The sequence below is a fragment of the Photobacterium sp. J15 genome, assembly GCF_963870815.1.
In the GTDB taxonomy this organism is placed as follows: domain Bacteria; phylum Pseudomonadota; class Gammaproteobacteria; order Enterobacterales; family Vibrionaceae; genus Photobacterium; species Photobacterium marinum.
Window position 1 is genome coordinate 1,581,306 of sequence record NZ_CAWMUI010000001.1, and the last position, 20,826, is coordinate 1,602,131.

At 47.7% G+C, this 20,826-nt stretch carries 16 protein-coding genes; 11 read left to right on the forward strand and 5 right to left on the reverse strand.

The genetic code is table 11. The features are described from left to right. Nucleotides 1-37: 37 nt before the first annotated feature. Complete coding sequence (locus AACQ93_RS07375) at nucleotides 38-2,416, forward strand: DNA polymerase II (RefSeq protein ID WP_064603398.1); 2,379 nt, start codon at nucleotides 38-40, stop codon at nucleotides 2,414-2,416. Nucleotides 2,417-2,496: 80 nt separating this feature from the next. Here AACQ93_RS07375 and AACQ93_RS07380 read toward each other — a convergent pair whose 3' ends face one another. Continuing rightward, complete coding sequence (locus AACQ93_RS07380; RefSeq protein ID WP_064603410.1) at nucleotides 2,497-2,808, reverse strand: hypothetical protein; 312 nt, start codon at nucleotides 2,806-2,808, stop codon at nucleotides 2,497-2,499. A 266-nt stretch (nucleotides 2,809-3,074) separates the two neighbouring features. Between AACQ93_RS07380 and AACQ93_RS07385 the strand changes: the two genes are divergently transcribed. Then, a complete protein-coding gene (locus AACQ93_RS07385; RefSeq protein WP_064603413.1) occupies nucleotides 3,075-3,335 on the forward strand; it encodes a DUF1289 domain-containing protein in 261 nt (86 codons plus the stop codon). Between the two features lie 82 nt (nucleotides 3,336-3,417). On the opposite strand, the gene rplY is transcribed toward AACQ93_RS07385, so the two are convergent. From rplY to AACQ93_RS07400, 3 genes are all read right to left on the reverse strand, one after another. Continuing rightward, nucleotides 3,418-3,696 (reverse strand): 50S ribosomal protein L25, encoded by a 279-nt coding sequence (rplY, locus tag AACQ93_RS07390; RefSeq protein ID WP_064603416.1) that lies wholly within the window; start codon nucleotides 3,694-3,696, stop codon nucleotides 3,418-3,420. Between the two features lie 194 nt (nucleotides 3,697-3,890). Next, nucleotides 3,891-5,633 (reverse strand): DEAD/DEAH box helicase, encoded by a 1,743-nt coding sequence (locus AACQ93_RS07395; RefSeq protein WP_064603419.1) that lies wholly within the window; start codon nucleotides 5,631-5,633, stop codon nucleotides 3,891-3,893. 187 nt (nucleotides 5,634-5,820) lie between these two features. Further along, the gene (locus tag AACQ93_RS07400) at nucleotides 5,821-6,315 is read right to left on the reverse strand and encodes a GNAT family N-acetyltransferase (RefSeq protein WP_064603422.1); all 495 of its coding nucleotides are present in this window, start codon (nucleotides 6,313-6,315) and stop codon (nucleotides 5,821-5,823) included. Nucleotides 6,316-6,595: 280 nt separating this feature from the next. Here AACQ93_RS07400 and rsuA point away from each other — a divergent pair, with 280 nt between their 5' ends. The 3 genes from rsuA to AACQ93_RS07415 all read left to right on the forward strand — a co-directional run bounded on the left by rsuA (nucleotide 6,596) and on the right by AACQ93_RS07415 (nucleotide 9,364). Continuing rightward, nucleotides 6,596-7,291: a 16S rRNA pseudouridine(516) synthase RsuA gene (rsuA, locus tag AACQ93_RS07405; RefSeq protein ID WP_064603425.1), complete on the forward strand. Its 696-nt coding sequence runs from the start codon at nucleotides 6,596-6,598 to the stop codon at nucleotides 7,289-7,291. 223 nt (nucleotides 7,292-7,514) lie between these two features. Next, complete coding sequence (locus tag AACQ93_RS07410) at nucleotides 7,515-8,705, forward strand: Bcr/CflA family multidrug efflux MFS transporter (RefSeq protein ID WP_007461220.1); 1,191 nt, start codon at nucleotides 7,515-7,517, stop codon at nucleotides 8,703-8,705. 8 nt (nucleotides 8,706-8,713) lie between these two features. Continuing rightward, nucleotides 8,714-9,364 (forward strand): DUF2913 family protein, encoded by a 651-nt coding sequence (locus AACQ93_RS07415; protein WP_064603428.1) that lies wholly within the window; start codon nucleotides 8,714-8,716, stop codon nucleotides 9,362-9,364. Between the two features lie 113 nt (nucleotides 9,365-9,477). Here the strand turns inward: AACQ93_RS07415 and AACQ93_RS07420 are convergent, their stop codons facing one another. Beyond that, the gene (locus AACQ93_RS07420) at nucleotides 9,478-10,938 is read right to left on the reverse strand and encodes a DUF2867 domain-containing protein (protein ID WP_064603430.1); all 1,461 of its coding nucleotides are present in this window, start codon (nucleotides 10,936-10,938) and stop codon (nucleotides 9,478-9,480) included. Between the two features lie 140 nt (nucleotides 10,939-11,078). Here AACQ93_RS07420 and AACQ93_RS07425 point away from each other — a divergent pair, with 140 nt between their 5' ends. From AACQ93_RS07425 to AACQ93_RS07450, 6 genes are all read left to right on the forward strand, one after another. Next, entirely contained in the window at nucleotides 11,079-12,455 is a 1,377-nt protein-coding gene (locus tag AACQ93_RS07425) for an MATE family efflux transporter (protein WP_064603433.1), read from the forward strand. Between the two features lie 257 nt (nucleotides 12,456-12,712). Next, nucleotides 12,713-13,384, forward strand: coding sequence for an ABC transporter ATP-binding protein (locus tag AACQ93_RS07430; protein WP_007461229.1), 672 nt, complete (start codon nucleotides 12,713-12,715; stop codon nucleotides 13,382-13,384). Beyond that, entirely contained in the window at nucleotides 13,365-15,824 is a 2,460-nt protein-coding gene (locus AACQ93_RS07435; protein WP_064603436.1) for an ABC transporter permease, read from the forward strand. The genes AACQ93_RS07430 and AACQ93_RS07435 overlap by 20 nt, the downstream gene beginning before the upstream one ends. Then, entirely contained in the window at nucleotides 15,824-16,924 is a 1,101-nt protein-coding gene (locus tag AACQ93_RS07440) for a lipocalin-like domain-containing protein (protein ID WP_064603439.1), read from the forward strand. The genes AACQ93_RS07435 and AACQ93_RS07440 overlap by 1 nt, the downstream gene beginning before the upstream one ends. 45 nt (nucleotides 16,925-16,969) lie before the next feature. Then, a complete protein-coding gene (locus tag AACQ93_RS07445; protein WP_007461236.1) occupies nucleotides 16,970-18,289 on the forward strand; it encodes an amidohydrolase in 1,320 nt (439 codons plus the stop codon). Between the two features lie 271 nt (nucleotides 18,290-18,560). Next, nucleotides 18,561-20,786, forward strand: coding sequence for an FUSC family protein (locus AACQ93_RS07450; protein WP_064606572.1), 2,226 nt, complete (start codon nucleotides 18,561-18,563; stop codon nucleotides 20,784-20,786). Nucleotides 20,787-20,826 lie beyond the last annotated feature (40 nt).

Genomic DNA, 20,826 nt, shown 5'->3' on the forward strand with positions numbered 1-20,826 from the left:
TTGCTGCCTTGTCTCGATAACATAAGCAGAGGTTTTTTTGCAGACACAGTCAACAGGATTTGTCCTGACCAGACAAAGCCGGGATGTCCGGGGCCAGACCGAGATTGTACTTTGGGTAAAAACAGAACAAGGACCATGCCGTTTAGTTGTGCAGGGAGATAAGCCTGTATGTTTTGTTGCGGAAAGTGACTACCCAAATGCAGTGCAGATCTTGCAACAAGCAAATATCCCGGTTACTTGGCGTCAGCTGACGTTGAAAAATTTTCAACATAAGCCAATGTATGGCTGTTACTGTCAGACAGTTCGTGACAGCTTGCAATTGACAACGTTGTTGCGTGGAGAGGGGATTGAAGCGTTTGAAGCGGATATCCGACTTGCTGACCGCTATTTAATGGAGCGCTTTATTCGCGGCGGGATTGCCTTTAACGGTAACATTCACCCAAAAGCGGGTTACAGCGAGTTTACACAGGTAAAAGCTAAATCTGCGGAATTCCTTCCTAAGCTGTCCGTGGTCTCATTGGATATTGAGTGCTCAGAAAAAGGTGTGCTTTATTCGGTCGGCTTACACAGCGATATGGACAGCCGTGTCATTATGGTTGGTGAGCCAAAAGCCGGAGAAGAGCAGGAAACATGGATCCAGTGGGTGGCGTCAGAAAAAGATTTGCTACTGGCATTGGAGGCGTGGTTCATCAGCTTTGATCCTGACATCATTATTGGCTGGAATGTTATCGATTTCGATTTTCGTCTGCTATTAAAGCGTGCGGAATGGAACTCGCTGGGATTACGGATTGGGCGCGGTAAGCAGACGCCGCACTGGCGTCAGTCTGCGCAGAATCCGAATCAGGGCTTCATATCCATTCCTGGCCGAGTGGTGCTTGATGGTATTGATACCCTGAAGACTGCGACTTATAACTTTCGTTCCTGGTCGCTGGAATCGGTATCGCAAGAGTTACTCGGAGAAGGCAAGGAAATCCATAACGTTCATGACAGAATGGACGAAATCAACCAGATGTTCCGCAAAGACAAGCTTTCTCTAGCGCGCTATAACCTGCAGGATTGTAAACTGGTTACCCGGATTTTTGCTCACACCCACTTGCTTGATTTTGCCATTGAACGCAGTCGCTTGACCGGGGTAGAGCTTGACCGCGTTGGCGGCTCAGTCGCCGCATTTACTAATTTGTATCTACCTCAGCTTCATCGTGCCGGTTATGTGGCCCCAAGCCTCGACAGCGAAAATTGGATTGCCAGTCCAGGTGGTTACGTCATGGACTCGAAACCCGGCTTGTATGACTCAGTGTTGGTTCTGGATTTTAAGTCGCTTTACCCTTCGATTATTCGCTCATTTCGTATTGACCCTATGGGCCTGGTGGAAGGGCTGTTACTACAGGAAGGAAAGGGTGATGGAGAGGCGATTGCCGGTTTCCGTGGCGGTCGTTTCCATCGTAGTAAGCATTTTCTACCCCAAATGATCGAGGAACTGTGGGCTGCTCGTGATCAGGCGAAACGCGACGGTGAAAAAGCCTTCTCTCAGGCGATTAAGATCATCATGAACTCGTTTTATGGCGTGCTTGGATCGTCTGGTTGCCGTTTCTTCGATCATCGTCTTGCTTCATCAATCACGATGCGAGGACATGAAATCATGAAAACTACTCGAGAGTTGATAGAAAGCAAGGGGTATGAGGTGATATACGGTGATACGGACTCAACATTTGTATCATTGAATGCTGCTTTTTCTTCAAAAGAGGCCGATAAAATAGGTCAGGATTTGGCTGCCTATATCAATCAATGGTGGACCGATCACCTGAAAGAGGAATATAACCTTGAATCAGCTCTTGAGCTTGAATACGAAACTCACTATCACAAGTTCCTGATGCCGACGATCCGTGGGCAGGAGACAGGCAGTAAGAAGCGTTATGCGGGGCTGGTGAAACGCGGTGACAATGAGGAGATCGTGTTTAAAGGCCTTGAGACCGTACGAACTGATTGGACTCAATTGGCGCAGGAATTCCAGAAGACGCTGTATTATAAAGTCTTTCACGATCAGGATGTGGAAGAGTATGTTCGCCAGTATGTCGAGAAAGCAAATGCCGGTGAGTTTGATGATAAACTCGTTTATCGCAAAAGGTTACGTCGTAACTTATCTGAGTATCAAAAGAACGTACCGCCACATGTTCGTGCCGCACGAATGGCTGATGAAATAAATCAGAAGTTGGGCAGGCCGCTGCAGTATCAGAATGGTGGTTGGATAGAGTATTTGATCACACTTAATGGTCCTGAACCAAAAGAAGCATTGCAGAGCCCTGTTGATTACGGACATTATGTTGATAAGCAGCTAAAGCCTGTCGCTGATGGCATCTTGCCTTTCATCGGCAAAAATTTCGATGAAATCACGGCTCCTCAGCTGGGGCTGTTTTAGTAACTAGCATTGAAACGGATAAATAAAAACGCGCACGAAATTATCGTGCGCGTTTTTTTGATCCCTGAGATCTATGCTGATCAGTCGAAATACTCGACATTTGTCACTGCGGATTTGATCGCGTGGATCGGATCAAACTTAATAGCGCCGCGGTTAGGTGTACAGACTTTATAGACATCACCACAATCAAAGATTGCCAGCACTGTTTCATCGGTGCGGAAAACGCTTGGTAGTGTTTTACCCACCTCGCAATAGCAAGTCTGGCCTTCATGTTGCCATTCTAGTTTATAAACACGTTGACACTGGGATGGAGCAGAGACGTGGTTGGCAATTGATGAGAATACAGATTCAGCTTGCGCAGAACTTGATGCCGATGGGACGAAAAAATCCATGGTTCCCTCCTGTGAAGCGTTATTTCTTAAAGCACTTATGGAAATAAACGCAGATAAATATTCAAGCTATCACTCCAGATAGCCGAAAAACGGTATCAAAATCTGCATTGATGTGCAAGATGGTTGAATAATCAATCATTGATATCGTTTGTTAATCAAACAGTTAGAAGAAGTAAACAGTGACTAAATCGCTATATTTGGTTACGTAACCGGATCTGCCGGAGCTTTGATATTATTATTTAAATAGAACATAACGGGAGGAGTGTATGGAACAACTTGAGTTTTTCTCGATTCCGAGCCCGTGTGTTGGTGTTTGTCAGGTTAATGAGCGTGGTTACTGTAAAGGCTGTATGCGGAGCAGGGAAGAGCGTTTTAACTGGCAGAAGATGACGCCAGACCAACAGAGAAATATTATCCGTTTATGCCGTCAGCGTTATCTCAGGATGAAGCGGAGATCACAACAGGACTCTCAGTCAGCCGCACAAGACGAGCAGGATGTGATAGGTCAGCAGTCACTTTTTGATTGATATAGTCGGATTTAGAAAGCAGTTTGTTCAGATATAAAAAAAGCGCCACAAGGGCGCTTTTTTGAAGACTATGAACTCGCAATTAGATGCGTTTGAAGTCCATGTGGTCAACTTTTGGCTTGTACGCGTGACGCTGGATGTCTTGCGGCTTAACCTTAACTTCTTTACCGTCAACCACTAGAGTGATTGCTTCGTAGAACTCAGGCTTGTCCATCTGGTTGATCACGTCATCGTGGTTTAGTTCGATAGCTACTGGAGCTTCTTCACCACCGTAGATGATTGCTGGGAACTTGTTTGCGTGACGTAGACGGCGGCTCGCACCTTTACCTAGGTCAGTACGTACTACTGCTTCGAATTTCATCTTAAATACTCTTTAAGTTAGTTTAACGAGACATTAAGTAATGCGACCTTACTCAATGTCTTAAATCGAGCGCGGATACTAACACCCAATTACTGTTCCGGCAAGGTAAATTCATAACAAAATGCTTTAAGTACTTATATTCCCGGCAATTGAGCTGTTATTTCCTCTTGTTGTTTAATTGTTGCTCTGTTGGCTCAATCTTTTTTGTATTGTTCAAGATCGAACAGTTTATCCCTGATAGCCCAGAAACGACCGCTCTTGCGGGCAATAATGATTTCTGGCGGACGTAGCCGATGTTCATTGTTAGCAACTTTGGTTGGTGCTGTATCTGTAAATGGCCGGTGGCGATCAACTAGATGCGGGTTAATAAACTTTTTGAGGAAGTTATCTTTCTGGGTTTTGGTGGATAGCGGCCAGATCTCGCTGATTTCCGAATCTTCATCACTAATATAGATGACTTTCAGTTGTGGTTTGCCAAATTTGTTTTTTCCCGGCTCCAGACGTAGGTCGGTACACTTCATGATCATTGCGTCTTTGAGCTTCAACGCATCACGTAGCTTTTTGTCCGGATCCACCATTACGGCATCACAGATGTGGCAGCGTCGGGCGGCAATGTCATTATCGGCTCCACACTCTTCACAGTATTTAGCCCGGAAGCGATAGCCGCATTCTTCTCGTTCGCCGTCATCATCCTCAAAATAGCCCTGACAGCGGCGACCATAGTGTTCAATCAGGAATCCGGCGGGATCCAGTTTGCCCCAGAAGCTGTTTTTAAATCCGCAGGCAGGGCAGGGAACCATGATGACTTCACTGTCGCTGTCGGGTTTGGGATCGCCGACTTCCGGTTGGTACAGGTCGTAACAGTTTCCGGCATACTCGAGAATCAGGCAGTCTTCTTTGTCGTCATACAGACGCAGGCCGCGGCCGACAATCTGTTGATACAGACTGATGGATTCTGTTGGGCGCAAAATCGCAATTAAATCAACGTGCGGGGCATCGAAGCCAGTTGTCAGCACCGAAACGTTGACCAGGTATTTTATTTCTTGTCGTTTGAAAGCTTCAATGATGCGATCACGTTCATCCAGAGGGGTATCGCCGACGACTAAAGCCGCTTTCTCTCCCTCAAGGTAACCCATTATTTCCTGAGCATGATTAACGGTCGATGCAAAGATCATTACCCCCCGGCGATCTTTTGCATAGTCAATAACCTGGTCGATGATCATAGGGGTAGCACGGCCGGATTTTTCTATCACACTGTCTAAATCAGCTTCCCGGTATCGGCCATTCGAGGCTGGTTTCAGGCTGGAAAAGTTATAGCCAATGACCGCCATATCCATGATTTTGGGTTCGGTCAGGAAGTTTTCATCCAGCAGGTAACGAATAGGTAACTCGAAGATGCAGTCACGGAAAAAACGGTCCTGCTCGGTCCTTACCTGTCCGCGGGTGTGGTATTTGTAGATCCAGCCCATGCCCAGTCGGTATGGGGTTGCTGTCAGGCCAAGGATTTTGATCCCTGAATTCACTTCCTGCACATGTTTGATCACCCGGCGGTAGGCGCTGTTCTCATCATCAGGTACACGGTGGCACTCATCAATAACCAAGAGTGAGAACTCATTGGCAAATTGATCAAGGCTGTTCACCATTGATTGTACCGAAGCAAAGACTACTTTCTGATCGGTTTCTTTACGACCCAGCCCGGCTGAAAATATCGATGCTTTTAAACCATAGCTCTCATACTTTTGATGGTTTTGCTCCACCAGCTCTTTGACATGGGTAAGCACTAAAACCCGGCCACGGGCAATTCTTGCCAGTTCAGCAATGACCAGGCTTTTACCGGCACCAGTTGGCAGGGTGAGCACAGCAGGTGTGCTGTGTTTGCGGAAATAATGAATGGTCGCGTTAACGCTGTCTTGCTGGTAAGGGCGAAGGGTATACATGAGTTATTGATTTATTGACGCTGTTGAGTGAATAGCCGGGAAAGAGTTTAACCGAAAGTGACGGCGAAAGGCGATAGCCGTCACTGAGTACTGCTGTTTGAGTTATTCCGCCAGACCCGCAGGTTGCGGGCCGTAGCAAAATAGTTATATGCAAAAGTAGCGGTATGTGGAGACAGGAAGTCGTGGTTCAGGATGCGATGTTCAACGGCACTTCTTCCTGTTGAATGGTTTTAGTCATCATGCAGAACTGACGGCGCGGGATGAAGCCGTGTTTTTCATAAAAGTTTCTGGCTCCGGCGTTGCCGATATTAACTTCAAGCGAAAGGGCACGGACACCTGCCTTGGTAACCTGGTACTCAATTTGAGGCACCAGTTCAGTGCCGATACCTTGTTGGCGCCATTCTGGCTTGAGATAGAACTGATCAATCAAGCCGATACGGCCACCATGTTCAAGACTGAAGCTGTAACTGATGATGATATGGCCGGCGATGATTTTTTCATCGTCCTGTTCTACTTCAATCAGCCAGGCCTGGCCGAGTTCCGGGTTATTGATGAGCTGCTGGATAGCGCTGTTGGTCTGTTCAACTTTCTTGGGTAGAACTTCGTATTCAAATAGCTCCTCAACCAGTTTGAGCAGCATGTCAACGGATGACAAATTTGGCGCAACAAGAGAGATTTTCATAGTACGACCTTTGTTGTTAGTAGCTTCATCCTTGTGGATGAAGAAACCCTATGCTTGTACACGTATATACGTAGTCAATCTGTAAAATGTCTATTATTAGAGACCGCAAAAAGTCTGAAATGTTCTATGGGAATGAGCTTAGTTCTCCTCAGTAGATAATGCTGCAATTTTTATCCCAGTTGTTGAATTCAGTTACAAAAATATTATCGCAGACTCAGGTTCTAGGTACTCAACACTAAACTTGGTATGATATGCGTTTTTGTACCATGCGGAGCCAGTAATGAGGCTTGATAAATTCTTAAGTACCACTTTAGGGATTACCCGAAAAGAAGCCGGTAAGCTATTAAAAAATAAAGCAATTGAAGTTAACGGTGAGATTGTAAAAAATGGTTCGCTGAAAGTGACAGATGATTGTGACGTTGAATTTAACGGTCGCACGCTGAGCTTTATGGGACCAAGGTACTTTATGCTGAACAAGCCACAGGGTTTTGTTTGTTCCCATGTTGATGATTACAACCCGACTGTTTTCGTGTTGCTGGATGAGGTTAGCCCGGAGAAACTTCACGTTGCGGGTCGCCTGGATGGCGATACGACCGGTCTGGTTCTGCTGACTGATGACGGTCAGTGGTCACACCGTATTACCTCACCGCGTCATGTTTGTGAAAAAGTATATTACGTTGAGCTTGCTGATCCTGTGACAGAAGATGTCGCAACTGCTTTTGCAGAAGGTGTACAGCTGCGTGGTGAGAAAGATCTGACTCGTCCGGCGAAGCTGGAGATTTTGGGTGAACGCGAAGCGCTGATTACGATCTCTGAAGGCAAGTACCACCAGGTTAAGCGTATGTTTGCGGCTGTGGGTAATAAGGTTGTTGCTCTTCATCGTGAGCAAATTGGCAGCGTAGAGCTGGATGAAGATCTGGAGCCGGGCGAATACCGTCCGTTGAGCGAAGAAGAAATAGCTTCGTTCCTGAAGTAACAACAAATTAAATTAGCAATTGATTATGACTAAGGCGGTTTTTACAACCGCCTTTTTTATTGTTGCAAGCCAGCATTAATAGGTATTGTTGCATTGATTTGCAGGCTAAATTAGTTGCCTAAAGTAGAAATAGATCATTTCCTGACAGGAATGAATCATATTGATATTTTCATCGTACAATAAAAATCTTTTCCCTCCGAAACACCGACGTAACAGAGAATCTATGACCACACAAGACAGCCCCAAATTAAGCTTGCAATTAATCCTGATCCTCGGCGCGATCGCCGCCCTGACTCCTTTGGCAATTGATATGTATCTTCCTGCCATGCCAAGTATTGCAAGGGATTTGGCTGTATCACCAAGTGCTGTACAGACAACGCTGACAGCCTATACCGCCGGCTTTGCCATCGGACAGCTTTTGCATGGCCCGTTAGCGGACAGTTATGGTCGTAAACCGATTCTGATTATCGGTGTTTTTCTGTTTGCCTTTGCCGCTTGTGTGAGTGCCATGAGCCAGGGTATTGAAGCGTTGACCTGGGTTCGTGCGGCACAAGGTTTTTCCGGAGCGGCTGCGGCTGTGATTATCCAGGCACTGGTGCGGGACATGTTTGAGCGTGAGGAGTTTGCCCGAACCATGTCGTTTATTACGCTGGTAATGACAGTTGCGCCACTGGCAGCACCAATGATTGGTGGTTACCTGTCAATCTGGTTTGGTTGGCGTGCCATTTTCTGGGTACTGGCGCTGTTCGCTGTCATTATTATTGTTGCTGTTCTTGGCAAAATTCCGGAAACCCTGCCGAAAGAGAAGCGTCTTCCGTTCCACCTGGGGGCGACACTGAGAAACTACGCCAGAATGATGACAACGCCGGTTGCGGTTGGTTTGATTTTCAGCAGTGGCTTCTCTTTTGCCGGTATGTTTACTTTCCTCACTGTTGGCTCATTTGTATACATTGATTACTACCATGTCAGCACACAGCACTTTGGTTTGCTGTTCGGTCTGAATGTTGTCTGCCTTATCCTGATGACCAGTATTAATGGCCGTATGGTTAAGAAAATGGGTTCACACTGGATGTTGCGATTTGGTCTGACTGTTCAGCTAATCGCCGGTATCGGGTTGGTTTGTGGTCAGTTGTTTGAGCTTGGCTTGTGGGGCGTGGTTATCCCTGTCATGCTCTTCGTCGGAACCATTTCTATCATTGGCAGTAACACAATGGCTTGCCTGCTGGCTAAGTATCCTCATATGGCGGGGACAGCTTCGTCGCTGGCAGGTACAATGCGCTTTGGCACGGGAACCGTTGTCGGTGGTATGGTGGCAATGATGCCGGATGCAACAGTGTGGCCAATGGCTCTGACTATGGCATCATGCGCAGTACTGTCGGCGGGATTCTATTGGTTTATGTCCCGTGACGCGTAAGGAATTCTATGGCTAACTTTTATCAAGAAATCTACAAACTGGTCTCGGACGGACTGAATGAACTGGCGGAATCGGTGCAGTCCGGTAAAACGCCCGGCAACCCGGTAAGTGAAACTAACTTTCTGAACCTGTGGGTAACGAAAGTGATCAAACAGCAGCGTTATCATCACTGTGTGGCTAAAACCTTGCTGGGATGGCAGCAGCAGGCCCGCAGTATGGGTAAAAATGCCCAACTGAAACAGCAGTTTGATCATATCCGCCAGACACTGGCCGGTATTCCGCGTGAAGAAAATGATGAAGCGAAACCGACTACGGCTGCCCAGATTCATTCACTGTACGAAAAACTGGAGCAGGCAGACTGGGTTGTGGCAACTGAGTATGAGGTTAACCGTAAGGTGACGCATCATACTGATGGTCAGGCGTCACTGGTTGTTTGTGCCAAACAGTACAAAGAATCGGTATCTGAGCAGGGTGAAGTGGTTAAGCCATTGTCTTTCTATATTCGTGGTGATGTTCGTGAATTTGTGGATGCGGCATACGAGCAAGGTTTGCTGATGTATAAAGTTACTGACTACAAGTCGATTGTGAAATACCACGGCGAATACATGGTTTATCCGGTAAATGCAGGTATGTGCCTGCCGGAACTGCCAACAGTATAAATGCTAAATTAAGAAGCGAGTTGCGAGGTTTGTTCCTTGCAACTCGCTTTTCTATTTTTAGCTTTTTCTGAACCTGATTTCTTCAAACATATCATCTCAACTTTCGCACCTTACTATTCCGTTACCGATTTCCCTTCCTGAGCTTTGGCTTTACAACGTTTGACCAGAGCATGAGTCATGCCTCTGAAAATGAACAAATGCGCCGGCATCATGGCGAACCAGTAAAGTAAGCCGGAAAAACCAGCCGGGTGCCACCAGGCTCGAATGTCGATTTCTCTGTACTCACCTTTATCTTCAATGGTGAACTCCAGTCTTCCCAATCCCGGAGCCTTCATTCCAAACAACAGCGACAGGAAACGGTTTGGCTCGATATGGATAACTTTCCACGAATCGACTTTATCGCCCAATTCCAGTTTGTCAGGATCACGGCGGTAACGGGTCAGGGCATCGCCGCCAATCAGGTGATCCATCCACTCGCGTATTCGCCATAGGTAATTGGCATAGAAGTAACCTTCTTTACCTCCCACCAGTTGTACCTGTTGCCATAGCTGCTCGCTGGTGGCATCGGTGCGAAGGGTATACCCCGCCTGTTTTGGGTAATAGCCATAACCGGATTGCCATCGTGCCAGAGCATCAGGGTCATAGCCCCAGATTTCGTTACGAACAACTTCGTTTTCATGGCTGAGGCATTCTTCAACGGATTCATCATAATTGAGGAGGTGTTGCGGGATTAGTGACTGAATCGCGCTGCCGTCAGCAGGTAAATCGTGTCTGAGTCCACCAACAAGTGCACGGGCAATATTGGTGGGTACTGATGTGATAAACCTAAGCCAGAGCGCGGCAAAGGAGGGCGTAAGAAATGGGATCGGCAGAATGCGAACCTTTTTGCCAATATGGTTGCCGATTTTACGCATCTGCTCTGCGTAACTAAGGTTTTCCGGTCCTGCGACATCAAGGATTTGGTGGCGGCAAGGCGTGAAATGCAACAGCTCTAACAGGTAGTGAAGCAAATTGCGAAGGGCAATAGGGGAGTTGCGGGATTTCACCCATTTGGGGGCAATGATAATGGGTAGGTGATAGACGAAATCCCTCATCACTTCAAAAGCAGCAGAGCCAGGGCCGACGATGATCCCGGCGCGTAGTTCAGTAATGGGGATACCGCTGTCGCGGAGAATTTCTCCGGTCGCTTTTCTTGCTGCCAGATGTTTTGTATTACCGTGCAGCGGTTGGAGAGCTCCCAGATAAATAACGCGTTGCACGTTGCTTTTTTTCAGTGCCTGACTGAAGTTGCTGGCGGCCTTAACCTCATAATCAATAAAATCATGGCCGTGATTCATACCATGAACAAGAAAGAATACGGCATCGACGTCAGAGAGAATATCATCGAGATTGTCTGGCTGATTGAGATCCAGTTCAACCAGTTCTACATCGGGAAGTTCTTCCCAGCCCCTTTTCTTTAACAGCTTCAGGTTTCGGCCTGTGGCTTTGACTTTGTAGCCGCTGTTAGCCAGCTCGGGAACTAAATGGCTGCCTACATAACCGGAGGCACCAACAACCAAAATTGTCCTTATCATTGATTACATGCTCCCTGCTGTAATGCGCTTTTCAGGATAAATCGAATAGGCGATTGATTTTTCCCCGTAAAAAGAGTTGTCAATAAAAATGTAGTGGATAAAATTCGAGCTGTCTTCTTGTATTATGTTTGGATACCTCCATGTCTCATCCTGTTCTGCTCCATTTCAAAGGTGACTTTTTCCGTCGCCTGATGCTGATTGCTTTTCCTATCGCATTGCAGACAATGCTGTTTTCGAGCCGTAGCCTTGTCGATATTCTGATGTTGGGGCAACTGGGTGAGCTGGATGTGGCGGCGATTGGTATCGCCGGTAAAGCACTGTTTGTTGCCACTATTATGCTGTTCGGGGTGACCACTGGCGGGGCATTGCTGACAGCGCAATACTGGGGGGCTCAAAACAAGCTGGGGGTAAAACAAAGTACTGCTCTGACCGTGGTGATGACTACTATCACTGCGATGATTGCCGGCGGTATTTTCTTATTCTTCCCGGAGCAGGTGATTGGCCTTGCAACTCAATCGGAAGCGGTGATTGAGCTGGGTGCTGATTACCTGAGAATCACCTCAATGAGTTTGTTTGCGGTGGCATGGGGTAGCAGTATGGCGGTTGGCCTGCGTGCGATGCACCAGCCGGGGATCAGTACCTTCTTTAGTGCTATCGGTATCGGTTTGAATATGTTCCTGAACTGGGTGCTGATATTCGGTCAGTTTGGTGCGCCTGCAATGGGCATCGTCGGCGCGGCAGTGGCGACCTTGGTCAGTGGGCTGGTCGAAGTATCTTTGCTTTATAGTTACCTGTACTCACGCCGACACCTGTTGGCGTTCGGATTCAGTGTTTTGCTGGAAGTGTTTGACTGGGTCAAAATCAAACGGTTCCTGTCGTTGTCGCTGCCAACCACGTTTAACCATCTGGCATGGTCGGCTGGTATTTTTGTTTACCATGCAATTATTGGTCAGGCAGGTGTTCAGGGGCTGGCCGCGTTGTCTGTTATGACGCCGATTGAGTCATTCTCACTGGCGTTAATTATCGGTATCTCCAATGCTTCTGCGGTGATGATTGGTAACCAGCTTGGTGCTAACCGGATGGAAGAAGCGTATTATCAGGCCTGGGCGGTTTCTTTCTTCAACCTTTTCTGTGGCGTGATGGTTGCGTTAACCATGCTGTTGATGAAAGACACGGTTCTGGATTTGTTCTCAGCTCTGTCCGGAGATACTCGTGAACTGGCTGGCCATTTCTTTTTGGTGTTTGCTCTCACCATTATTGTGAAAAGTTTGCCGATGACCATGATTGTCGGGGTGCTGAGGGCCGGGGGAGATATTCGGTTCTGTTTCTATCAGGATATTGCTGCGCAATGGTTTATCGGTATCCCGGTTACTGCTTTTGCCGCGCTTGTTTTAAAATTACCGTTAGAGTGGATTTATGCCATGTTGATGCTGGAAGAGTTGGTGAAAGTAGTCGGCTCAACAATCAGGATTAAGACCCGCGCTTGGATGAATAACCTGGTCGCAGGTACACACTGATACAATACGCAAACAGACTGAATAAATTGTTTTTTATTACTGCATTATTAGCAATTTGAACAATAAAAAAGCAAAGGGAAACCATATTTACATATCAGTTAGTTGCAGTTTACTTGTATGTGTTTTGTACAAATTGTGGATGGTTTGTATCCCTTTGCATTTTATTTCTCGGTCAGTGTTTTAAAATACTTTCTCGAATCCGGGGTTTGCGGTAAATTTCTCTCCCGGAAAATACCTTGAATTTTTTGGGGATTAGGATGTTACGACTGGTAGGGCTCTGCAAAGGCTACCAGGACGGCGGTGAATATCACTCTGTCCTGCAGGGAGCTGAGCTGGAGCTAAAACAAGGTGAGCAGCTGGCCTTAATGGGAGAAAGCGGCTCGGGGAAAAGTACCTTGTTGAACCTTATCGCAGGCCTGGACACAGCAGACTCCGGTGAGATTTGGTTAGGAGATACACCAATTCATGCGATTTCTGAACGTGAACGTACCGCGTTTCGTCGTAACAATATTGGTCTCGTCTTTCAGCAATTCAACTTGCTGCCTACTTTGACTACTGCCGACAATATTCGCTTTTGCCGCCAGCTTAAAGGGTTGGAGGAAAAGCCAAAACTGTGGCGACAAATCATTTCTGCACTTGATCTTATGCCGTTGCTGGGACGTTATCCGGAAGAGATGTCCGGCGGTCAGCAACAGCGTGCAGCGATTGCCCGTGCACTTTATATGGAGCCGGATATTCTGTTGGCGGATGAACCGACCGGAAGCCTGGACGAGCGTAACGCCGGAGCGGTAATTCGTTTGTTGGTCAATCTGACCAGCCAGCTAGACTGTACTTTGCTGTTGGTGACTCACAGTAAGAAAGTTGCCGAACACATGAGTGGCTGTATTCGACTTCAGGGAGGGCAGCTTCATGTCAAACCCCGTAGCTAAAGCGCTCTGGGGGCACTATAAGCGCCACCCATTCCAGATTGTATTGGTATGGTTAGGCCTGACTCTTGGTATTGCGTTGCTGGTTGGTGTAATGGGCGTTAACCAGCAGGCGCGGGAAAGCTATCGGCAGGGTGAGCAACTTTTTTCTAATCCTTTTCCTTACCGTATTCGCCACAGCCAGCCTGCTATCAAAGTACCACAGGGATTCTACATTCAGCTTCGCCGCGCTGGTTTTAACCAGTGTGTGCCGATGGATCAACACCGAATTGTTACCGAAGACAGCCGTGATTTTGAAATCGTGGGGATTGATCCCATCGCGATGTTTTCTAATTTCCGCAATAAAGTAACCACGCCTCAGCAGTCTCAGATGATGGAGCTGATGCGCCCGCCGTTCCCGATTGTACTCGGTGAGCAGCTGGCCCGTTATATGGACGTTACTGACGGCCAGTATCTTAAACTTGAAAACGGCAAAGAGATCGGCCCGCTGAAAGTGGTGCAGGAAGAGCGTATCCGCGGAACCCGAATGGTTGCTGATATGTCTGTGGTTCGAAATCTGTATCCGGGATCCGGGCTGACATCTATTCTGTGTGGGAAAATGTCACCGCATCAGCTGGTGGCACTGGAAGAACAATTACCTCCGGCATTGAAGCTGGACCGTCATCAGAGTGCGACACTTGAGCCGCTGACGGATGCGTTCCACTTAAATCTGTTTGCGATGGGTATGCTGGCGTTCATTGTTGGCTTGTTCATTTTCTATCAGGCGATGTCACTGTCTTTTTCTCAGCGTCAGCCTTTGGTCGGTCTGTTACGTCAGGCCGGGGTGTCTGCGCCCCAGTTGGCCAGGGCTTTGATTGTGGAGTTAATGGTATGGATTGCTCTGGGCATGGTGGGTGGTAACCTGCTTGGCTTGGTACTGGCTCAGCAATTGCTGCCTTCTGTGGCAGAAACGTTGAGTGATCTCTACGGTGCCAATGTCAGTCTGTCTGTCAGTTGGCACTGGCAGTGGGGACTGGCGTCTCTGGCTATTGCTGTTGGCGGTAGCCTGCTGGCATGTGGCTGGCCACTGGTTCGCCTGATCAGAACTCAGCCTGCACGCCTGTCTACACATATGTCACTGGTTCGTTTCAGTGGTCGTGAATTTGCCTGGCAGGCACTGTTCTCTTGTATGTTCATTGGTGCCGCTGTGGCGGTATATCAGTTGCCACATGGACAGACAGCCGGTTTTGTTCTGATTGGACTGGTGTTGATAGCCAGTGCGTTGTGTATGCCATTCCTGTTGTGGAAACTGTTCCAGGTCCTTGGCCTGATTGTCCGTTCAGCTCGTCTGAGATGGTTCTTCAGTGATGCCGCGGCCAGCCTGAGTTACCGTGGCGTTGCTGCGATGGCCTTCATGCTTGCCCTGGCTTCCAACATTGGTATGGAAACTATGGTAGGCAGCTTCCGGAATACTACCGAAACCTGGTTGGATCAGCGTCTGGCGGCCGATATATATGTTCGCCCTTCGCTCAATGTTGCACCGCGCATTGCTTACTGGCTGGAAGGTCAGGATGAAGTGGGTCAGGTTTGGTGGCAGCTACGTAAAGAGTTGCCGACAGAAACCGGTACTTTGCAGGTGGTCAGCATAGGTATCAGTCAGGGCGAGCAGCAGGCGCTTTCTATTAAAGTGGCAATACCTGAATACTGGCAGCGCTTCCACCATAAGCGGGCAGTGTTAGTCAGTGAGTCTCTGGCGCTGAAAAATGGTTGGTATCCGGGGCAGGAAATTGACCTGCCTGCACCTATGGGAAGTAACTGGCTGATTGCCGGGGTCTATTACGATTATGGTAACCCTTACGGTCAGATCATGTTGTCGCAGAAACGCTGGCAGAAATTCTGGCTCTATAAAGGGCAGGTTGGTCTGGGCGTTCTTCTTAAGCCCGGCGCTGACGGTCAGGCATTAATTAGCAGGCTGGGTGACCGATTCCGTCTGTCACCGGAGCGGGTGCGCAATAATGTCGAGCTGATGGAGCAGGCAATGCGGGTATTCGATCGTACCTTTGTTGTTACCTCAACACTTGGCAGGCTGACTTTATTTATTGCGGTGTGCGGACTGTTTTTTGCCACTGTAGCGGGGGAAGTCTCGCGTCAGCGTCAGTTTGCTTTGCTGCGTTGTATGGGGATGACCGGACGTGAACTAGCCGCGCTGGGTGGTGGTCAGTTATTGCTGATAGGTTTGATGACTGCGGTTATCGCTTTGCCGTTAGGTCTGGTTCTGGCTCAGTTGCTGATTGATGTTGTACTGAAATACTCGTTCGGTTGGACCATGCCTGTTCAGTACTTCCCGTTTGAATACCTGATTTCACTGGGGTCGGCATTAGTTGTTCTTTTGGTTGCAGGGGCATGGCCGGTGTGGCGTCTGGTTAAACGCTCAGCCATTATGTCGCTACGGGAGGCATTCTGATGATAACTGCTAAAGTGCGTTGTGCACTGAAAGCTTTGTGCCTGGGCGTGACGGGTTTGAGTGTGTTGGCACTGACCGGTTGTGAGCAGGCCGATCAAAGTGCGAATACCGCTGAAATTCTGCGTCAGGACAAAGCGAACCAGTTTGCGCAGGTGGTTCCCGGAAAAGAGTGGAAGTTCCCGCAGGACCATTTAAGCCACCCTGAGTTTCGTACCGAATGGTGGTACCTGACTGCCAACCTTGAGTCGGAAGAAGGGGAAACTTTTGGTGTACAGTGGACATTATTCCGCTTTGCTAACGATGCCCGCGAAGGAACCGGCTGGAACAGCCCGCATATGTTTATGGCTCATACGGTTGTCACCACCAAAGACAAAATCTGGCATGCCGAGCGGTTTGCCCGAGGAGGGATCGGACAGGCCGGCGTTACGCAGAATCCTTATCGCGCATGGTTGGATAATTGGTCATGGCGATCTTATGGCGATTCTCCGTTTCCGGGACGTCTTCAATTTGCCGACGATGACATGGCGGCCGATTTAGCCATCCGAAATACGGGCGCCTTGGTATTTCAGGGTGACAATGGCTACAGCAAGAAGCATCCTACCGCAGATATTGCTTCATACTATTACAGTGCGCCGTTTCTGAAATTAAACGGCACACTAATGCTTGACGGTAAATCCTATCGAGTGAAAGGCGACGGCTGGTACGATCGTGAATGGAGCAGCGAAGGGTTAACCGAAAAGCAAGAGGGTTGGGACTGGTTTTCTGTTCATTTAGACGACGGAAGGGCCCTGATGGTATACCAGATCAGGGAAAAAGAGTCTCAACCGTATTATTTTGGCTCGCTGAGCTGGCCTGATGGCAAAACAATACTATTACAGCCAGAGGATATCAGACTGACGCCGGTGTCGTATGTGGCACAAGGCGGCAAAGATACTCCGATTAACTGGCGAATTGATATACCTACACAGCAGATACAACTAGAAGTGGATGTTGTCCGCAAGGAGCAGTGGTTGCCGTTCGTATTTTCCTATTGGGAAGGTCCGATTAAGGTTAGTGGTAGTCACTCGGGACAAGGATTTATGGAGCTAACCGGCTACTAGGTTTAATGCGGTCGGCAATGCCATAAAACGAAAGGGCGGAGTAAATTGGTAAATTATTTAACTATTGATGAACAGGCACTTTCCCAGCGATTAATGAATTATCGCCGAGAGTTTCATCGTTATCCTGAATCGGCGTGGTGTGAATTTTTTACGACGAGCCGTATTGCGGCACACCTTAAGCTCTTAGGGTATGAGCTTTGTTTCTCGGATGAGATTATTGCACGAGAAACCGTAATGGGGCGCGACGAATCAAGCGTCGCCAAAGCTCAGGAGCGCGCAATCAGTTGGGGTGCTGATTTCGAATTTCTGGCTCAGATGGACGGTATTACCGGCGTCGGAGCAATTTTAGATACGGGGCGTCCCGGTCCTGTGATTGCATTGCGATTTGATATTGATGCCGTTGATGTAATGGAAAGCCAGGAGGATTCTCATCGTCCGCGCTTTCTGGGATTTGCATCTCTGGCTCCGGGGGTTGCCCATGCCTGCGGGCATGATGCACATGCATCTATTGGCCTCGGTATTGCGGAAGTGCTTGCCGAACACAAAGATGCATTGTGTGGCAAGATTAAGCTGATCTTCCAGCCGGCAGAAGAGGGGTGCCGGGCTGGTAAAGCGATTGCTGAAAGTGGCTGGCTTGATGATGTCGACTATTTCTTAGCAGCCCATATCGGCATGAATGTACCAAGTGGCACACTGGTTTGTGATCCGCAGCATTTCCTGTGCAGTTCCAAGTTCGATCTTCATTTTACGGGCAAACCAGCTCATGCCGGTATTGAGCCGAATGCAGGACGTAATGCGCTGGCTGCTGCCTGTACCGCAGTGTCTCAGATGCTGGCTATTCCTCGCCATCGCGATGGGATGACTCGTATTAACGTCGGTCAGATGCATGCCGGTGACGGCCGAAATGTTATTCCGGCTAATGCTGTGCTGATGGGGGAGACCCGCGGCGAAAACCGTGAGCTTAACGACTATATGTATCAGCAGGTTGAACGTATAGCTGAGGCTTCAGCGGCTATTCACGGAGTGAAAGTGGAGATCAAAGCACAGGGTGAAGCTATTGGTTTGCACAACGATCTTGAGATGGTCGAATTACTCGAAACCATCGGTCTTCACAGTGGTTTCTCTCATGTACTTCGTGAGAAGGATTTCGGAGCCAGTGAAGATGCCGGTTACCTTGTCGACAGGGTACAGCAGAAAGGCGGTAAAGCAATTTACTGTCTGGTTGGCTCTAACCTGACCGCTGGTCACCATAACGGCGATTTTGATATTGATGAAAGCCGAATGCTGCCAGCTGTAAAGCTGTTCATTAACGCGATCACTCAGATTCACTCGACGATTCCACAGGAAGATGTCGTTAACAGATAGTGGTTTAATCATTACCGTTGATTAGTCGCTAATAAGCCTGCCGGAGCGCATTTTATCTGATGCTTCCGACAGGCTTTTTCTTTTAAAACCCTTTGCTTCATTACAACTAAGACACTTTCTCACCTTATTACCCAATATCTTCACCTAGTCTAATTATTTAATTCGTAGTTAGTCTGAGAAGCTAATGGCCGATAATAAAGCGCAGTCTTTGCCGCAATTGGCACGAGACTTTTCTTCACTTCATCCCGGAAAGTGGTTGGTTCCGTTTTGCCTGAGCGAAAAGTTCAAGTTTGCCTGCCGAGTCGCTATTAGCTTAACTCTGGCTTTTTTAATACCTATGGCCTTAGGTTGGCCGCAGGCTTCAACTGCGGCCACAACAGTGATGCTGATTGCTTCAACGGGCAGTCGCAGAGAGTCCCTTGCTAAAGGGACTCTCCGGGTAATGGGAACCATTGTTGGTGCGATTATCGGTCTTGTATTGGTCGGGGCCTTTGCTCAGGACCGATTGCTTTACATGCTGGCAGTCTCGCTGGCTGTGACTGCCGTTTTCTATATCCGTAATGCTTACCTGGCAGATCCGACCCTGTTCATGCTCACCGGGGTGATGATCCTGATGATGTTCAACGGCGGTGATCCGGAAGGGGCTTTCATTTATGGTCTTGATCGTACTTATATGACGGTATTCGGCGTGGTGGTTTATACCCTTGTCGGCATATTTATCTTCCCGCCACAGGTCGAACAAAACCTCCGCCAGCTTGCCGATAGCCTCGGCGAAATCCAGAGTCAATTGTTTTTACAGATCACGCGGCCTTGTGCGGATGCTTCAGATCAGGAAAGTGAATCATCGGAAGGAGATGAGTCGTCTCAATCGGAAGAAAGCACTTCGGCTCAAAGTGAACCTGAAAGCGATAAAGATGCGAAAGCCGATATTCCAGCTCTGGTTGGAAAAATGTATGCCGCGCAGGAAGCACTGGAAGCCCGTTACAAAAGTATTAGTGCTGAATGCAGCGATATCTCATCGTATAAAACAGAATGGGATCATGTGTTGCACTACTATCGAAAGCTGACCGAGTTGTTGGTTTTTGCTGCTCGTGAACATTGGCAACTCGCTGAGCAATCTTCTGCGTTTATAGAGAACTATCAGCTACAAGTTGATGAAATAACTCGCTTATATCAACAGATACCGCAGGGATGGGAGAGCAGCTCACCAGATAGTGAACAAGAAGTTCCTCCGGTTGCGTACTCGACGACAAAACTTGAAGTGGCCACACACCTGGAGCGGGGTGCTGCTATTACGATGGGATATTTGCTGGAAAATATCCGCGAAAAGCTGGAGCGACTCTACAGCAGTGTCTGTTGCATTGATTCAGTAACTGGTCGGATGCAGTATCACGAAGAGTTGGCGGGTAAAGACGCCAGGTTTAACTGGTGGGATGCCGAAAACGCCCAATCTGCTGTTAAAGCGTTTTTTATCTATTGGCTGACGGGAGTGATCTGGATTTTATTTAACCCGCCCGGTGGTTATAACCTGGTGGTATTTAGTACTCTGTTTGCTTCAATTCTTTCATTTATGCCGCTTCACCCGGTGATGCTGTTTATATTGTTTACTCTCGGGTTCATTTTTTCCGTGCCAGCTTATGTTTTTCTGTTGCCACAATTAACACTTGGTTCAGAGCTGGCCGTGTTTATTTTTACCTATACCTTTGTCGGCTTTTATTTATTAAAAGGGCCGATCACCATTTTTTTTCTGATAGGCATGTTTACGTTAGGAATCGATAACAATATGGTTTATCACTTCGGTATAACCCTCACCATAGTGATGTTATTTTACCTTACCGTATTCATGGTTATTTTCTCCTACTACTTTCCTTTTTCTTCAAGGCCGGAACATCTTTTGCTGGTAATGAAGGAGCGTTATTTCCGACATGTTTACCGATCCATTGTCGGGTTTCAAATTAGGGAAAAAAGCTGGTGGCAACAGTGGCTATTAAGATGGCACCTGATAACAATGAAGGCGACGGTTAAAAAGCTGGCGTTATGGTCGGGCAAGGTCAATGTTGACTATTGTGAGTCGGTAACTGCGCAGCAGCTCAAAGATTTTTGCCATCAGTGTGAAGTACTTAGCCACCATTTATTTATTTTGTCTGCGGCTGAGCCTCGTTTGAGTAAAAACCGGTTGGTCTCCACAGCCCGAGAACAATATCAGGATAAAGTCATTCCTGAAATCGCATTCGGGCTGACTAATCACCGTGTCTCAGATTCGAGTAACGACGATGTTGAGCAATATATAGCGGACGAAAAAAATAGTTATAGTCTGTTGGAAAATCAACTGGATAGTTTTTTTGAACATATTGAATGGTCGGATTATTCAAAATCAGACATAGCCGGTTTCTATATCTACCTAAACTTGAAAAAAAATATTTTTCAGTCGCTGATTCAATGCAAAGTTACCAGTGAAGCTATTTATTGGCAGCAATTGAGTCAGAATCGTTTTTAGGGGGAGCAGTACAAAAAGTGAGGTCGCCTTTTGTTGCGTT

What these genes read in the sequence shown, in the direction of transcription:
- AACQ93_RS07380 (WP_064603410.1), bottom strand. Translation starts at nt 2,808, where the DNA reads ATGGATTTTTTCGTCCCATCGGCATCAAGTTCTGCGCAAGCTGAATCT.
- AACQ93_RS07385 (WP_064603413.1), top strand. Translation starts at nt 3,075, where the DNA reads ATGGAACAACTTGAGTTTTTCTCGATTCCGAGCCCGTGTGTTGGTGTT.
- rplY (WP_064603416.1), bottom strand. Translation starts at nt 3,696, where the DNA reads ATGAAATTCGAAGCAGTAGTACGTACTGACCTAGGTAAAGGTGCGAGC.
- AACQ93_RS07395 (WP_064603419.1), bottom strand. Translation starts at nt 5,633, where the DNA reads ATGTATACCCTTCGCCCTTACCAGCAAGACAGCGTTAACGCGACCATT.
- AACQ93_RS07400 (WP_064603422.1), bottom strand. Translation starts at nt 6,315, where the DNA reads ATGAAAATCTCTCTTGTTGCGCCAAATTTGTCATCCGTTGACATGCTG.
- rsuA (WP_064603425.1), top strand. Translation starts at nt 6,596, where the DNA reads ATGAGGCTTGATAAATTCTTAAGTACCACTTTAGGGATTACCCGAAAA.
- AACQ93_RS07410 (WP_007461220.1), top strand. Translation starts at nt 7,515, where the DNA reads ATGACCACACAAGACAGCCCCAAATTAAGCTTGCAATTAATCCTGATC.
- AACQ93_RS07415 (WP_064603428.1), top strand. Translation starts at nt 8,714, where the DNA reads ATGGCTAACTTTTATCAAGAAATCTACAAACTGGTCTCGGACGGACTG.
- AACQ93_RS07420 (WP_064603430.1), bottom strand. Translation starts at nt 10,938, where the DNA reads ATGATAAGGACAATTTTGGTTGTTGGTGCCTCCGGTTATGTAGGCAGC.
- AACQ93_RS07425 (WP_064603433.1), top strand. Translation starts at nt 11,079, where the DNA reads ATGTCTCATCCTGTTCTGCTCCATTTCAAAGGTGACTTTTTCCGTCGC.
- AACQ93_RS07430 (WP_007461229.1), top strand. Translation starts at nt 12,713, where the DNA reads ATGTTACGACTGGTAGGGCTCTGCAAAGGCTACCAGGACGGCGGTGAA.
- AACQ93_RS07435 (WP_064603436.1), top strand. Translation starts at nt 13,365, where the DNA reads ATGTCAAACCCCGTAGCTAAAGCGCTCTGGGGGCACTATAAGCGCCAC.
- AACQ93_RS07440 (WP_064603439.1), top strand. Translation starts at nt 15,824, where the DNA reads ATGATAACTGCTAAAGTGCGTTGTGCACTGAAAGCTTTGTGCCTGGGC.